Source organism: Mesorhizobium sp. AR02 (genome assembly GCF_024746835.1).
In the GTDB taxonomy this organism is placed as follows: domain Bacteria; phylum Pseudomonadota; class Alphaproteobacteria; order Rhizobiales; family Rhizobiaceae; genus Mesorhizobium.
This window is the reverse complement of sequence record NZ_CP080531.1, coordinates 3,473,243-3,488,259: the sequence shown is the minus strand read 5'-3', so window position 1 is coordinate 3,488,259 and position 15,017 is coordinate 3,473,243. Positions and strand designations below refer to the sequence as shown.

Genomic DNA, 15,017 nt, shown 5'->3' with positions numbered 1-15,017 from the left:
TTGACCGGCACATTAACGGAACCGCTTGGAGCGTGACGTCATGAAAGAACTGGACGCCAAGGACCGGGACATTCTCGCCATTCTGTCGAAGGAGGCCCGCATCCCGCTGAAGACGCTTGCCGGGCGCATCGGCCTGTCGCGCAGCGCGACGAGCGAGCGGGTGGCTTCGCTGGAAAAGAGTGGTGTCATCAGAGGTTACCGGGCCGATATCGGTCAGATGGACGCCGGGCTTGTCTGCGCTTTCCTGCTGGTCACCCTGATCCGTACGCCATCAATCGGCATTCTCGACCAGCTGGCGCGCTATCCTGAGGTCCGGCGCGTGTCGTCGGTGAGCGGCCAGCTCGATCTCATCGTCGAGGTCGAGGTGCCGTCGATCGACAGGCTCAATACGGTGCGCGACCTCATTGCCACGCTCGGCGGCGTCGAGGACCTGACAACCGCGATTGTCCTGCGCCGGGATATTGAACGCGCCGCGGGTTGAATGCCCATAATAGAGGTCATTCTTTGGCGCCGCCTATTTGGCGATCTCCAGCAGGGACGACACCAGCAGCTCGCGTTCGTCTTTCGACAGCACATCGGAATCGAAGAGGTTCATGCTGCGCAGCCCCTCGATGGCGAGATAGCAGACCAGCAGCGACTTGAGATCCTTCGTCTCGCCCTTCAGCCGTTCGAAAAGCTGCCGCTTGAATGTCTTTATCGGCGTCATGAAATCGGGATCCTCGGCGATCGCCGAAAAGATCCAGGAGGCCGAGGGCTGCTTTTCCTCGCAATCATTGGCCGACAGCCTGATATAGACGGCAAGTGGATTTTTGCCGTCGTCGCCGATGCTGGCGGATTCCAGCGCCTGCTCAAAATCGCGCAGATAGCCCTCGACCAGCCCCTGCATCAATTTGGCTTTGGTCGGGAAGTTATAGAGCAGCCCGCCCTTCGACACGCCGGCACGACTGGCGACGGCATCCAGCGACAGGCTGCCGGGCCCGGATTCCCGAGCGACATCAGCCGCTGCGGCGAGGATTTTCTCGCGCGAATTCGGTCGTTGGGCTCTCATGGCGCCTCCCTTCGCATGCTTAGGCCCAATTGACAAGACCGTCCAGACGGTACAGTAAGACCGCCACTATTTGAAATCGGGACCCGCAGTCGATATGTGTCCCGATGTCCGTGCTTCGCGCCGGATTTCGACTGAGGGGACTTCCTTGTTCAAGCGCATACTTCGTATCTTTCTCATCATTCTGGTCCTGGTCGTTCTCGTTGTTGTTGTCGGCATCATTGTCGGCACTAACGTCATGCGCGAATACGGCACCAAGCAGTTTTTCGCCACCATGAAGCCGCCGGCAGCGACCGTGTCGACAACCATCGCCAAGCCGTCGAGCTGGACGCCGGGCGTCGAGGCGATCGGTACGGTCAAGGCGGTACGCGGTGTCGACCTGACGGTCGAGACCACCGGCATCGTCAAGGACATCCTTTTCCATGCCAACGAGAAAGTGGCGGCCAATGCGGTTCTGCTGCAGCTCGATGACGCTGTCGAGCGCGCCGATCTCGACGCACAGCAGGCGCAGGCCGCGCTCGATCAGACATCGCTGGCTCGCGCCATCGAACTGACCAAGCGTGGCGTGGGGTCCGACTCGACGCTCGACACGGCGCGGGCGGCGGCCTCGGCCTCGGCATCCCAGGTCACCAAGCTGCAGGCCGTGCTCGACCAGAAGCAGCTGACGGCGCCTTTCGGTGGCACGGTCGGCATTCCAAAGATCGATATCGGCCAGTATATGGCGCCCGGCACTGCCGTGGTGACGTTGCAGGACCTCGACACGATGCGCGTCGATTTCTCGGTCCCCGAACAGCAACTCCCACTGCTCAAGATCGGCCAGACGGTTCGGTTGGGCTTCGGCGGTGAGGACAAGCCGTTTGCCGGCGCCATTCGCGGCATCGACCCGAAAATCGACTCCTCCAGCCGGCTGGTCAACATCAGGGCCGAAGTCGCCAATCCCGACGGCAAGCTGACTCCTGGGCAGTTCGTGCAGGTGCGTGTCGAACTGCCCGAACAGCAGAACGTGCTGACGCTGCCACAGACGGCGCTGACCTCCAGCCTTTATGGCGACTACATCTTCGTGGTGCAGCCGGCAAAGCCCGCCGAGGCGGCCCCGGCGCAGCCTGCCAAGCCGGAGGAAAAGCCCGCGGCCACCGCAAGCGACAAACCGGCGGACGCCAAGCCCGCGGATGCCAAGCCTGCGGATGCGATGAAACCGGCAGCCGACGCCATGAAGCCGGCGGCTGATGCCACGAAGCCTGCCGCCGATGCTGCCAAGCCAGCGGACAAGGCCGCTTCTGATGCCACCAAGCCAGCGGCCGACCCGGCCAAGCCGGCGGCGGAAGGCGACAAGCCCGCGCTGGTGCTGTCGCAGGTCTTCGTCAAGCCCGGCCGCCGCAATCAAGGCATGGTCGAGATCGTCGAAGGGCTGAAGGCTGGCGACGAAGTCGTCACCGCCGGTCAGAACCGCCTGTTCAACGGCATGTCCGTCAATGTCGACAACACTATCGACCCGACCAAATCGGCGAACAAGCAGGCCGACCAGCAATGAGCTTTTCCGATCTCTTCATTCGCCGGCCCGTCCTGTCGACGGTCCTTGCCTGCTTGATCCTGCTTCTGGGTTTCCAGGGCATCTTCAACCTGTCGATCCGGCAGTATCCAAAGGTTGACGAGACCGCGATCACCATCACGACGGCCTATCCAGGCGCCAGCGCCGATCTGATTCAGGGCTTCATTTCCGCCCCGATCGCGCGCGCCGTCGCCTCGACCGAGAACATCGACTACGTCACCTCGTCCAGTCGCCCGTCCTCCAGCACCGTGACGGTGCAGATGAAGCTCGGCTCCAACCCCGACGTGGCGCTGACCGAAGTGCTGTCCAAGGTCCAGGGCGTGCGCGGCACCTTGCCGGACGCCTCCAAAGACCCTGTCATCGTCAAGGGCACCGGCCAGCAGTTCGCGATGATGTACATCTCGATGCAGAATCCGAACATGACGAAGGAGCAGCTGACGGAGTATATCGAGCGCGTCATCCGGCCGCGTATGTCGACGGTCGAAGGTGTCGCCGACGTGCAGATCTTCGGCGCTCAGCAATACTCGATGCGCGTCTGGATCGATCCGGTCAGGCTTGCCGCGCGCGGTGTGACGGCAGCCGAAGCGCTGGCGGCGATCAACAACTCCAACTTCCTGTCAGCGCCCGGCAACACCCAGAACGAATATGTCGTCTCGTCGATCACCGTGCGCTCGACGCTGCAGACGCCCGAAGCCTTCGCCGCGCTGCCGCTGCGCTCGACCGACGGCAATGTCGTGCGGCTCCGCGACGTGGCTCGGGTCGAACTCGCCGCCGCGAACACCGACACCAGGGTATCCTTCAACGGCAAGCCCGGCACCTTCCTCGCCATCTTCCCGACCCCCGCGGCCAATCCGCTGACTACGGCTGCGGCACTCACCAAGCTCGTGCCGCAGATCCAGGAGACATTGCCGAAAGGCATGACGATCGAGGTCGTCTACGACGCAACCGGCCAGATCAGCGCCTCGATCTACGAAGTGTTCAAGACCATTGCCGAGGCGGTTGCCATCGTCGTCGTAGTCATTCTTCTATTCCTTGGCTCGTTCCGTTCGGTGATGATGCCGATCATCACCATCCCGCTGTCGCTGATCGGCGTCTGCTTTCTTCTGTTTGCGGTCGGCTATTCGATCAACCTTCTGTCCCTTCTGGCCATGGTGCTGGCGATCGGCCTTGTTGTCGACGACGCCATCGTGGTGGTGGAAAACATCCACCGCCACATGGAAGAAGACCACATGTCGCCAATGCAGGCGGCTTTCAGCGGCATGCGCGAAATCGCCTCGGCCATTGTCGCCATGACGATGACACTGGCCGCCGTGTTCGCGCCGTTGGCCTTCACCGGCGGCCTGACCGGCGCGCTGTTCCGCGAATTCGCGGTCACGCTCGCCGGCTCGGTGGTGCTGTCGGGCGTCATCGCCGTCACCATCACCCCGATGATGTCCGCGCGCCTCTTGAAGGCGGGCACACCAGGCCGTTTCCAGCGCATTGTCGACGGCATTTTCGCGCGGGTCGAACACGTCTATGAGCGGGCCGTCACCGGTTCGCTGAATTATCGTCCTTTGACGTTGATCATCGTGCTCGCACTCGTCGGCGTGACCGGCTTCATGTTCACCAAGACCTCGAGCGAGCTGGCGCCGGAAGAGGATCAGGGCTTCCTGCTGTCGATTGTGACGGGGCCACGCTATGCGACATCCGATTACACCGAGACCTATGTCAACCAGATTCTGGGACTGGTGAAGGACATTCCGGAAACACGGGCGCAGTTCTCCGCCGTCGCCTTCGGTGGCACGACAAACAGCGCCTTCGTCGGCTTTGCCTTCAAGGATTGGGCGGAGCGCAAGCGCAATTCGAAAGAGCTGCAGGCCGACATCACGGCTCGTATCGCTAAGGTGGCGGGTGTCCAGGCCTTCGTCTTTGCACCGCCGACGCTGCCGGGCTCCGGCGGCGGCCTGCCCATCTCCATGGTGGTGCGCTCGACCGGCGATTCCTCGGAAGTGTACGAGGTGGCCGAGCAGATCAAGAACAAGGCGCAGGCCTCCGGCCGCTTCATCGTCGTGCAGAATTCGATGGCCTATGATGCACCGCAGGTGACAGTGACCATCGACCGTGACCGCGCCGCCGCGCTGAACCTGCCGATCGCCGATATCGGCCGAACGCTGACCTTGCTTGTCGGCGGCGCTGAAGTGGCGCAATTCGACCGCGACTCCAACAGCTACGACATCATTCCGCAGGTGCCGCAGGAGTTCCGCGACAACCCCGAAAAGCTCGGCGAGTATTTCGTGCGCAGCGTAACCGGCGAGATGGTGCCGCTATCGGCGGTGGTGAAGATTTCGACCAATGCGTCGCCGGCCGCCATCGAACAGTTCAACCAGCTGAATTCGGCGACGATTTCCGCGCTGCCGCTGCCTGGCGTCACCACAGGCGACGGGCTGAAAGCGCTGGAGGACATCGCCAGGGAAAACCTGCCCGACACCTTCTTCATCGACTACTCCGGCCAGTCCCGGCAGGAGAAGGAGCAGGGCAACACGATTCTGATCGCTTTCGCGGCGGCCGTTATCGTCATTTATCTGGTGCTGGCGGCGCAGTTCGAAAGCTTCCGCGACCCGCTGATCATCATGATGGCGGTGCCGCTGTCGATCTTCGGCGCGATGTTGCCGCTCAACATGATCCCGAATCTCAATATGATTTTCATGATCATGGGATCACACTTCAGCATCCCACCGGCGACGCTCAACATCTACACGCAGGTCGGCCTGATTACACTGATCGGCCTGATCACCAAGCACGGCATCCTGCTGGTCGAGTTCGCCAACCAACAGCGCGAGGCCCACGGCATGCGGCGGCGCGACGCCATCATCGCCTCGGCCAAGGTGCGGCTGCGGCCGATCCTGATGACGACGGCTGCGATGGCGCTTGGCGTGGTGCCGCTGATCGTTTCCAGCGGCGCGGGTGCCGCGGCCCGGTATTCGATGGGCATCGTGATCTTCAGCGGCATCTTGGTTGGCACCATGTTCACGCTCTTCGTCGTGCCCATGTTCTACACCTTCATCGCCAGCAAGGACCTGCCGCATCTGGCGGAAAAGCCGGATCCGAAGCTGATGCCGGCGCTGCAGGACTGATAGAAGCCGAAGAACAAGAAAAGAGGCCGGAAAATTTCCGGCCTCTCAGACTGCTGACAAACCCCTGGCATTTGCCGGGGGTTTTTGATTCACTGGGTCATGTTGAAGCGACCCGCCCCTGAACAGACCGCGCTTGAGATGGTAACGCTGGATCAGCTGGTTCCGGCTGATCACCTGTTGCGCAAGATCGACCGTGTGATCGATTTCTCCTTCATCCACGATCTGACGGCGCCACTCTATTGCCCGGACAATGGCCGGCCGCCGCTCGATCCGACCTTGATGTTCAAGGCGCTGTTCATCGGCTACCTGTTTGGAGTTCGCTCGGAACGGCAGTTGGTGCGCGAGATCGAGGTCAATGTCGCCTATCGTTGGTTTTTGCGGCTGAAACTGACGGACAAGGTGTTCGACGCCTCGACGCTGTCGCAGAACCGGCGTCGACGCTACGACGACACCAGCGTGTCGCAGGCGATCTTCGACCGTATCGTCGAGCAGGCGATCCGAGCGGGCCTTGTCGATGGCACGGTGCTTTACACCGACTCCACCCATCTGAAGGCCAACGCCAACAAGGGCAAATACGATCTTGCCATGATCGCCAAGTCGCGGGCCGACTATTGGGCCGACCTCGATCGTGCGATCGACGCCGAACGAGGGCTGCACGGCCAGAAGCCGCTGAAGGAGAAGCAACGCCAGCCCGCGGTGAAGGAGACGAAGGTATCGCGCACCGATCCCGACAGCGGCTACATGGTGCGCGAGGGCAAACCGAAGGGCTTCTTCTATCTCGACCACCGCACGGTGGATGCGGCCCACGCCATCATCACCGACACGCACACGACAGCGATCGTCCACGATTCTACGGTCTACCTGTCGCGGCTCGACCGCCAGGTGGAGCGCTTCGGCTTTGATGTCGGCGCTGTCGGGCTGGACGCCGGCTATGCCACGGCCGGCATCGCCAAAGGGCTGGAGGATCGCGCAATACGCGGCGTCACCGGCTATCGCCGCCCAACACCGCCCAAGCCTGGCATGATGGGACCGTCATCCTTCACCCATGAGCCCGAGACCGATGGCTATCGCTGCCCACAGGGCCAGTTGTTGGCCTACGCGACCACCGACCGCAATGGCTACCGCCATTACAAGAGCGCCCCCGCTATCTGCCGCGACTGTCCACTGCTCGCTTCCTGCACCACCAATGCCAAGGCCCAGCGCACCATCATCCGCCACGTCTGGGCCGATGCCAAGGAACGCACCGACGCCAACCGGCTGACGGCGTGGGGCAAGGCCGTCTACCGCCGCCGCAAGGAAACTGTCGAGCGCTCCTTCGCCGACGCCAAGCAACTGCACGGCCACCGCTATGCCCGGTTCCGAAGTCTCACCAGGGTAGCCTGCCAGTGTCTGATCGCCGCCGCAGCCCAGAACATGAAGAAGATCGCCCTGGCCCTCAGCCCAAGGCCAAAACCCCGCCTCGCATGAGGCAGGCAACCCTGACAAACGCTGCTGACGGCCGAAAATCCTGACCCACCAACCCCATAAGAAAAACCCCGCCGAAAATCGACGGGGTTTGTCAGCGGTCTGAGAGGCCGGAAAATTTCCGGCCTCTTTTTTGACTGCGCTCGATGACCGCCGGGCATTCCCGGAGGGAGCTTAGACAGGGTGCGGCGGTGTGCCGACCCGTTCCTCAGCCTGCTACTTGACGATGACGATGCTGGTGTTGTCGGGCCCGAAGGTCTCGACAAGCTGGTAGAAATCGGCGGCATTGTCGGGATGCAGCCGCACGCAGCCATGCGAGGCCGGCTGGCCGAGGCGCTTGATGGCATAGGTGGCGTGCACCGCGTAGCCGCCGCTGAAGAACACCGAGTGCGGCATCGGCGCGTTGTCATATTTCTTCGAATACCACATCTCATGCATGCGCGTCGGCTTGAACGAGCCCGTCGGCGTCACATGCGCCCTGTCTCCGGTGGAAACCTTCCAGGCGAAGGTCGGCCGGCCATCGACCGAAACTTCCATGATCTGCTGTGAAAGCGAGACCCGCGCCACGATCTTGTTGGCGGCGTGCGCTGCGTTGGCGCCGAACAGAAGCGCTGCACCCGTGAGCGCGGCGGCGGTGATGTTGATGAGCTTTGCGGAAATGGTGGTGTGCATGATGTCCCCTCTCTCTCTCTGCCGGTCCGGCCGGCTCCATTCGATGCGCGGCTTATCGCTGCGGCATGTTTCGGACAGATTTCGCGAAATGCTCGTTTCTGTTTCGAATATGTTTCCTCTGGTTAACGAGCAGGCGGTCATGGCGACAACGGTCACACACGCAAAACGGGAATGAGATGCAGCACATAGGTATTTCCCGCGAAACGAAAGTTCGAATACCTCTTATATGAAAGAGCAGAGCTCGATCTCGAAACCAATCTGCAACAAAACGCTGCTTCTGGCGGCATGATCCGGATACGGGCCGGAAGCAAAGTTGACGCAACGAAAGCAGACGGCAACGACCATGGGAACGAAAACGAAAACGCGGTCCTGACTCTTCAGGATCAGCATCGCGGCAGCAGTCATCGGCGGTGTCGGCACGGTTGCCGGCGGCCCGGCGGCAAGGCTGGCGACGATGAGTTCGAGCGAGATCCCTACCTGCACGTCGCCCTGTTTTCCGCCACGGTCTGGATTGTTTCCAGCCTGCGCATCACCCGGCTCAAGGCCCTCTGGCGGGTTGGCCTTCGGTTGCTGGCATTGCGCGGCCCCTCCGGCAACTTGCTGCCGAGAGGACCGAAGGCCCGCGCCGCGACGGGGGGCTCCGTGGGCGGCGCGGGCACTTCGGGAGTTTCCTGAAGCGACCCGCGACACACTCATTTCTGAAGAATTGGCATTTCTGGGGAGTTGGAACGATGAAAACGAAATTCGCGGCCTCGGTGCTTTCCGCACTGCTTTATGCGCAGGGCCTGCTCGGCTTTGCCGCGCTTGCCACTGTTCTCCTCAAGGACCGCACCCACGCGAACGAAATCGCCATGGCCAATGACATGCCATCGGGTCCGTCGCTGCTGGTGGTACGCTGAGTTTCGGGAGCGTCGGTGAGTTGGAACATCCGATGCTCAGCCAAAAAGATAACCCGAATGCGCTGCCGTCAGTCGGCGAATTGCTGCGGCGGGTCGAACCGGTAGCCGGCGCCACGTATGGTGGTGATGGTCTCGGTGTCGAGCTTGCGGCGCAGCCGCACGATGCGCGAATCGATCGAGCGATCGAAGGCGTCGGCGTTCTCGGCCGGTGCGGCGGCGATGATGTCGTCACGCGTCAGCACCTTGCGGGGGCTCGCCAGGAACAGCCTGAGCAGCGCCACCTGACCGGGCGAAAGCTGTTCTTCCGTACCGGAGCGGTGCATGACGATAGCCGATCTCAAATCGACGGTCGCGTTCTCCAGCACGATCAGTTCCTGGGTGCCCCTGCCGCGCCGCGAAAGCAGGCCGCCGACACGGGCGGCGAGTTCCCTGACATTGAGCGGGCTCTCGACAACGTCGGCCGCACCCAGTTCGAGCGCCAGCACCTTGTCGACGAGATCGGCCGGCCGGCAGATCATGATGAAATCGGGCCCATCCTCGCCGCCCCCGCCTTGGCCGCCATAGCGCCTAAGCAGATCCCGCCCTTCCGCCTGGCTGAGACTGTCACCGACGACAACGACGTCGATGCCCCGGCCCGCGAGCAGCGATTCCGCCTCCCAGGGCTGCCGCGCCTGGCGCACATCATGGCCACGCCGCTCGAGATGGTCGGCAAGTTCGGTCGCCACCACCTCGGCGACGGAAACAAGCGCAATGACGGCTCGTGCAGCCATGTTCTCCAACCGTTCCCTTGCAACCGGATATGAGTGCTGGACATGTTGTTTATACCCAATCTACTTTCCACTGAAAGTGGGAGCGACGGCATCGTGCGGGCAAGAATTGTTATCGTCGAGGACGAGCCCGACCTGAGGGACGCGGTTGCCGAATATCTCGGCGCCGCCGGCTATGATGTAGCGACCGCGGAAACCGCGGCCGCCGCGCGCAGCCTGATCGAGACTCAAGCCTTCCATCTGGCCATTCTCGACATCGCCATGCCGGGCGAGGACGGGCTGTCGCTTGGCCGCTGGCTGCGCTCGAAAATGCCGATCGGCATCATCTACGCGACCGCTGCCGGCACAGCGCTCGACCGCATCGTCGGGCTGGAACTCGGCGCCGACGACTATATCGTCAAGCCATACGAACTGCGCGAAGTGCTGGCGAGGGTGCGCAGCGTGCTGCGCCGCGTTCCAGAGCCGACGGAGCTGCTCAACAGGAAAGCCAGGACGGACCGCCGTTCCGTTGCCTTCGGCCCCTTCCAGGCCGATCTTGACGGCAGGCTGGTCACCGGCGCCAACGGCGCCGTGATCGACATGGCCAAGAGCGAATTCGACGTGCTGGAGGTTTTCCTGACCCGCGCCAACCGGCTTTTGACGCGCGCCGCGATCTCGGAGGCCATCGGCTTCACCGAGGATCCGGAATCGTCGCGCGCCGTCGACATCCGCATCATGCGCCTGAGAAAGAAGATCGAGGCGGATCCGGCCAACCCGAAATTCCTGCGCACGGTGCGCGGCGAAGGCTATATCTTCTCGCTGCCGACCGGCGACAGCAACTGAGCACCAGGCCACGGGGTCTCAGGTTCACAGCCGTTGCTCGCCGATCGATTGGGCCGATCGGATTGGCATGACTTTGGAATAACGGCTGATGACAGGCGAAGCAACAAGCACGGATACACAGGGTTTCAGGCAGGGCGCGGCGATGGCGGCCGTGCGCGTCGTTCGCCGGCTGCGCGAGGCCGGCGACTGGCAGCGCGAGATGGACGGCATACTGGAAACGCTGTGCCGCGCCATGGAGTGCCAGCGCGGCATCCTGTTCCGTTTGCGCGAATTGCCCGGCCAGGGTTTTGCCCAATCGGTGTCCGCCTACTGGATCGATCCCGACTTCGGCGGGGAACTGGCCTCGCCGACCGTCATCATGCAGTCGATCGTCAACTCCGATCCGCTGCTGGAGCGCGTGGCCGAGGACGAACGGCAGGGTAAGATCTTTGCCGGGCATACGCGCAATCTCGAAGGTTTCCTGAGAACCGACTTCGAAAAGCAGAACATCAAGTCGTTCCTGTCGGTTTCGGTCTTCGCGCATGGCCATCTGTGGGGCACGCTCGCCGTCAATGATTGCGTCGACGAGCGCGAGTGGACTGACGAGGAAGAGGCGACGCTGCACATCATCGCGCTCGCCATCGGCGACGCCATCGAACACTCGCCCTCCGACGCCCATGCCAGCGAGGTGATCCGCCGCACCATGCTGCAGGCCTCGCTTGACGCCATCATCGTCATCGACGAGGCCGGATCGATCATCGAATTCAATCCTGCCGCCGAAAAGATGTTCGGCTTCCAGCGCAGCGACATCCTCGGCAAGGACCTGCTCGACACCGTCGTGCCGGAATACTACCGCAAGGGCTATTCCTCCGGCGCCGACTACATGTCGGGCCGCGGCGCGCCGATGGTCGGCCAGCAGGCTCGAGACCGTGACGCAGAATGCCGCTGGCGAAGTGTTTCCGATCGAGCTGACGGCGACCGAGATGCGGGTCGCCGACCGCCGCCTGATCTTCGGCTCGATCCGCGACCTGCGCGACAGGCTGCGTGCCGAGGAAGAGATCAACCGGCAGCGCGAGAAGCTGCACCAGAACGAGAAGATGGCGGCGATGGGCTCGCTGCTTGCGGGCGTTTCGCACGAGCTCAACAACCCGCTGGCGGTGGTGGTGGCGCAATCGACGCTGTTGCACGAATTCGCCTCCGACCCACAAACCAAGGTCCGCGCCGAGAAGGTGCGTGCCGCCGCCGAGCGCTGCGGCCGCATCGTCAAGAGCTTCCTGTCGATGGTCCGCCTCCATCCGGCGGCGCAGGCCGAGACCGATCTCAACCAGGTGATCCGCGCCGCGCTTGAAGTGACCGCCTATGGCGCACGCTCGAGCGGCATCATCATCGACACCGATTTCGCGCCGGGTCCGCTGCTGGCCATGGCGGACGCCGACCACGTGACACAGGTGGCAGCCAATTTCCTCATCAACAGCCAGCACGCGCTGGCCGGCATTGCCGGCGACCGGCTGATCAAGGTGCGGACCTTCCGCAGCGATCGCGGCAATCCCGGCTTCTCGGTCGAGGACAACGGGCCTGGCGTTCCCGAAGCGATCCGCAACCGCATCTTCGAATCCTATTTCACCACCAAGCCGGTTGGTGTGGGCACCGGCATCGGCCTGTCGATCTCGAAATCGATCATTGAACGGCACAATGGCAATGTCTGGTTCGAGGAAGTGCTGCCCAGAGGTGCGCGTTTCGTCGTCCAGTTGCCGGCCATTTCGGCGGGCCTCGTCGCTGCCGGCGAAACCCAGCCACGCTCGAGCGGCCTGCGCCATGCCCTGATCATCGACGACGAGCCTGATGTCGCGGGCTCCTTGTCCGACATTCTCGAATTGATGGGCATCAAGTCGCGGATCGCGCCTGTCTGGGAATCGGGCTCCGCCACCTTGGGCGGCCACATGCCGCCGGACATCGTCTTTTCGGACCTGCGCATGCCCGGCATATCAGGCATTGCCATCTACCGCGAACTGCTGGCCGAGAGGCCCGAGCTGGCACGGCGTTTCGTGCTGGTCACCGGCGACCTGATCGGCGCCAAGGCGGAAATCGAAGCCTTGCCGGCGCAGCAGCGGCCGCAGATCCTGGAAAAGCCGTTCAGCACGCTGGATGTGCGCAGCGTGCTTTCAACCATTGCCGAGCAAGCGGCATCGAAGGGATAAAAAAAGGCTCCCGGCCGACATGCGGGCGGGAGCCGAAGGGAGCGCTGGAGGAGCGCTCGGGGAGGTCAGAGCAGGAGCCCGAAGAGGGAACCGGTTTTCGGGATCAGGCTTCGACAAAAATTAGAAAATGTTGGGTGTGTTGGTCAGCGGCGCGGCATTGGCGATCATGCGAATCGCACGGGCCTTGTGCGTGCCGGACTGCTCGGCGATGGCGCGCAAGCAATCGACGCTCTCGGCACCCCAGGCCTGCCCCTTGCAGGCGAAGTCGAGCGCCGGCATGGGCAGGCGAGCGGTCTTGATTGTTGTCGGCGCCCCGTCGACGACGTTGGCCGGCGGGTTCAACGAAGCGAAGGCCGGCCCGACTGTCGGCGTGAGCGCCATGCCGATGAAGGCGCAAGCAGCCAGCCCCATGAACATGGCCATGGGGTGGTCGCTGGCGCGTTGACGTAGCGCCAGTTTCGGGCGGCGGTCAGCGCGCTCTGGAGCCTGGAGGCGGTGTTCGCTGCTGATGATCTCGACTTTCGCATACATTGCCTTCCCCTTCGTTGCGTTTCTTTTTGCTGATGAAACGAACGTAATCGCACTTTGTAACAGCACAAAATTGGTGCGAGCCTGGCAATGTAACCGGATTGCAACGGCACTATCGGGCAAAACCGGGCAGAATCGGTTACTCCGACTCGCATTTCGCCGAGGCAAGCGAATCTCAGGCCGACTCTCGCCAGGCGATCCCGACCCAGGCGCCTGCCGAACAGCCGATCAGGCCATGCGGGGCGAGTGCTTTTGCCCCCGGCGAGGCGTCTTGTTCTTCAGCTCGCACGCTTTGTGAAATCGTGCAGAAACAGCATTTCGGAACCGGGGCTAACACCCGGATTCTCCGCGATTTTCCTAGGCAGCAGCCGTATCGAATTCCGCCTCGGGCGATCCAAGAAACCTGCCCTAGAATCTTTCGTATTTTCACAAGCCATTGCATTTCAATGAAAAATATGATTTTATTGAATGATTATTCAACAAAAAGAAGAGACGTTTTATGAACCCGCACCTCCGTGACGTGGCGATCCCCAACGATTGGGACCGGCGGGGACTACCGGGCTGGAGTTACCATTCCGATGCCCTTCTCGAGCTTGAGAAGGAGCATGTTTTCCGCAACCACTGGCAGATCGTCGGCCATGTCAGCGACGTGCCCAATGCCGGCGACTACCTGACCATGGACGTGGTCGGTGAACGCGCCTTGATCGTGCGCGGCAAGGATGGCGTCGTGCGCGGCTTCAACAATATGTGCCGCCACCGCGGCAGCCGCGTCGTCGCCGACAGCCAGGGCAATTGCAAGAACGCTCTGGTGTGTCCGTTCCATGGCTGGGTCTACAATCTCGATGGCACACTGCGCGGCGCCGCACGACCGCGCTCCTTCCCCGACCTCGACAAGACCGAGTTCGGCCTGATGCAGCTCGACCTCGAAGTCTGGATGGGTTTTATCTTCATCCGCTTCCGCAATGGCGGCCCACAGCCTTCGGTCGCCGAGCTGATGAAGCCGATCGAGCCCGAATTCGCGCACTACAAGGCCGCCGACATGGTGCCGTCCTGGGGCATCTGGACCCAGAAGACCCCGGTCAACTGGAAGTCGGTGCGCGATGTCGACAATGAGGGCTATCACGTCGCCATGGCGCATCCTGCCCTGCAGGATCTCTATGGCGCGACCTATTTCGACGAGCCCTTCATCAATGGCGTGTCACGGTCCTTCGCCACCTACAACCCGCATGCCGGCCGCCGCTGGAGCGTCAAGAACTACGTCAAGATCGCGCCCGAGCCGACGCATCTGCCGGACTATCTGAAGAAGGCCTGGGTCTATTACGGCATCTTCCCCAATGCGGTCATTTCGGTGATGCCGGAATCGGTGCAGTTCTATCAGGAGTTTCCGCTGTCGACCGGTGAGACCCTGCTGCGCGGCGCCATCTACCGCTACCGCGACGAAAACCGCGAACAGGCGGCCGCCAGGTACCTGTCCTTCCGCATCGACCGCGACACCATGTCGGAAGATGTCCAGCTGTCGGTGTGGTCGAACGAATCCATGCTGTCCGAGGCCTTCGAGGGCTTTTATCTCTCCGACCTCGAATACGGCGTGCGCACCCACCACGACCATCTGCGCAAGATGCTGCCGGTGCTCGGCCTGGAGACCGCGCCCGAGGAGAAGGACATGTGGAATTTGAACGACGCGCTGAGGTCGCGGGGATAGACCTCTTCCTTCTCCCCGTTCCACGGGGAGAAGGTGCCCAACGGGCGGATGAGGGGCGGCGCCAACGTCTCGCGATTGGCTTGCCCTCAAGCACAGAAAGCCATCTTCGACTGAAATCTTGTAAGCCGGCGCTGCGCCGGCCGGTGAGGTCATCGCCTCAGGCGGATGAAGTCCTCATGCACGGTCAATCACCAACGTCAGCGCGGCCCCTCATCCGCCTGCCGACGTTCGTCGCTTGAAAAGCCAAGCAATTGGCTTTTCATCCGCTGTGCGGACCGC

At 62.4% G+C, this 15,017-nt stretch carries 12 protein-coding genes and 1 pseudogene; 8 read left to right on the top strand and 5 right to left on the bottom strand.

From position 1 onward, the window contains the following. Nucleotides 1–40 precede the first annotated feature (40 nt). Nucleotides 41–481, top strand: a complete 441-nt coding sequence (locus tag DBIPINDM_RS21075) for an Lrp/AsnC family transcriptional regulator (protein ID WP_258589015.1) — start codon at nt 41–43, stop codon at nt 479–481. A 33-nt stretch (nt 482–514) separates the two neighbouring features. On the opposite strand, the gene DBIPINDM_RS21070 is transcribed toward DBIPINDM_RS21075, so the two are convergent. Further along, nucleotides 515–1,048 carry a TetR/AcrR family transcriptional regulator gene (locus tag DBIPINDM_RS21070; protein WP_258589014.1) on the bottom strand — a complete coding sequence of 178 codons (534 nt, stop codon included), beginning with the start codon at nt 1,046–1,048 and terminating at the stop codon, nt 515–517. 145 nt (nt 1,049–1,193) lie between these two features. Between DBIPINDM_RS21070 and DBIPINDM_RS21065 the strand changes: the two genes are divergently transcribed. The 3 genes from DBIPINDM_RS21065 (at nt 1,194) to DBIPINDM_RS21055 (ending at nt 7,174) form a co-directional block, all read left to right on the top strand. Beyond that, a complete protein-coding gene (locus DBIPINDM_RS21065; RefSeq protein ID WP_258589013.1) occupies nt 1,194–2,576 on the top strand; it encodes an efflux RND transporter periplasmic adaptor subunit in 1,383 nt (460 codons plus the stop codon). Then, nucleotides 2,573–5,707: an efflux RND transporter permease subunit gene (locus DBIPINDM_RS21060; RefSeq protein ID WP_258589012.1), complete on the top strand. Its 3,135-nt coding sequence runs from the start codon at nt 2,573–2,575 to the stop codon at nt 5,705–5,707. Before DBIPINDM_RS21065 ends, DBIPINDM_RS21060 begins: the two co-directional genes overlap by 4 nt. Before the next feature lie 99 nt (nt 5,708–5,806). After that, complete coding sequence (locus DBIPINDM_RS21055) at nt 5,807–7,174, top strand: IS1182 family transposase (RefSeq protein WP_258581702.1); 1,368 nt, start codon at nt 5,807–5,809, stop codon at nt 7,172–7,174. Nucleotides 7,175–7,387: 213 nt separating this feature from the next. Here DBIPINDM_RS21055 and DBIPINDM_RS21050 read toward each other — a convergent pair whose 3' ends face one another. Next, the gene (locus DBIPINDM_RS21050) at nt 7,388–7,843 is read right to left on the bottom strand and encodes a L,D-transpeptidase (RefSeq protein ID WP_258589011.1); all 456 of its coding nucleotides are present in this window, start codon (nt 7,841–7,843) and stop codon (nt 7,388–7,390) included. A 222-nt stretch (nt 7,844–8,065) separates the two neighbouring features. Next, entirely contained in the window at nt 8,066–8,533 is a 468-nt protein-coding gene (locus DBIPINDM_RS21045; RefSeq protein ID WP_258589010.1) for a hypothetical protein, read from the bottom strand. 41 nt (nt 8,534–8,574) lie between these two features. On the opposite strand from DBIPINDM_RS21045, the gene DBIPINDM_RS21040 reads away from it, so the two are divergent. After that, a complete protein-coding gene (locus DBIPINDM_RS21040) occupies nt 8,575–8,742 on the top strand; it encodes a hypothetical protein (protein WP_258589009.1) in 168 nt (55 codons plus the stop codon). 68 nt (nt 8,743–8,810) lie between these two features. Here DBIPINDM_RS21040 and DBIPINDM_RS21035 read toward each other — a convergent pair whose 3' ends face one another. After that, nucleotides 8,811–9,512, bottom strand: coding sequence for a response regulator transcription factor (locus tag DBIPINDM_RS21035; RefSeq protein ID WP_258589008.1), 702 nt, complete (start codon nt 9,510–9,512; stop codon nt 8,811–8,813). A 93-nt stretch (nt 9,513–9,605) separates the two neighbouring features. Between DBIPINDM_RS21035 and DBIPINDM_RS21030 the strand changes: the two genes are divergently transcribed. Both DBIPINDM_RS21030 and DBIPINDM_RS21025 read left to right on the top strand, forming a co-directional pair. Next, complete coding sequence (locus tag DBIPINDM_RS21030; RefSeq protein ID WP_258589007.1) at nt 9,606–10,331, top strand: response regulator; 726 nt, start codon at nt 9,606–9,608, stop codon at nt 10,329–10,331. Nucleotides 10,332–10,419: 88 nt separating this feature from the next. Continuing rightward, nucleotides 10,420–12,508: pseudogene (locus tag DBIPINDM_RS21025) on the top strand (PAS domain S-box protein). 120 nt (nt 12,509–12,628) lie between these two features. Here DBIPINDM_RS21025 and DBIPINDM_RS21020 read toward each other — a convergent pair. Continuing rightward, nucleotides 12,629–13,039: a hypothetical protein gene (locus DBIPINDM_RS21020; protein WP_258589006.1), complete on the bottom strand. Its 411-nt coding sequence runs from the start codon at nt 13,037–13,039 to the stop codon at nt 12,629–12,631. A gap of 496 nt (nt 13,040–13,535) precedes the next feature. Here DBIPINDM_RS21020 and DBIPINDM_RS21015 point away from each other — a divergent pair, with 496 nt between their 5' ends. Further along, nucleotides 13,536–14,738 (top strand): aromatic ring-hydroxylating oxygenase subunit alpha, encoded by a 1,203-nt coding sequence (locus DBIPINDM_RS21015; protein ID WP_258589005.1) that lies wholly within the window; start codon nt 13,536–13,538, stop codon nt 14,736–14,738. Nucleotides 14,739–15,017 lie beyond the last annotated feature (279 nt).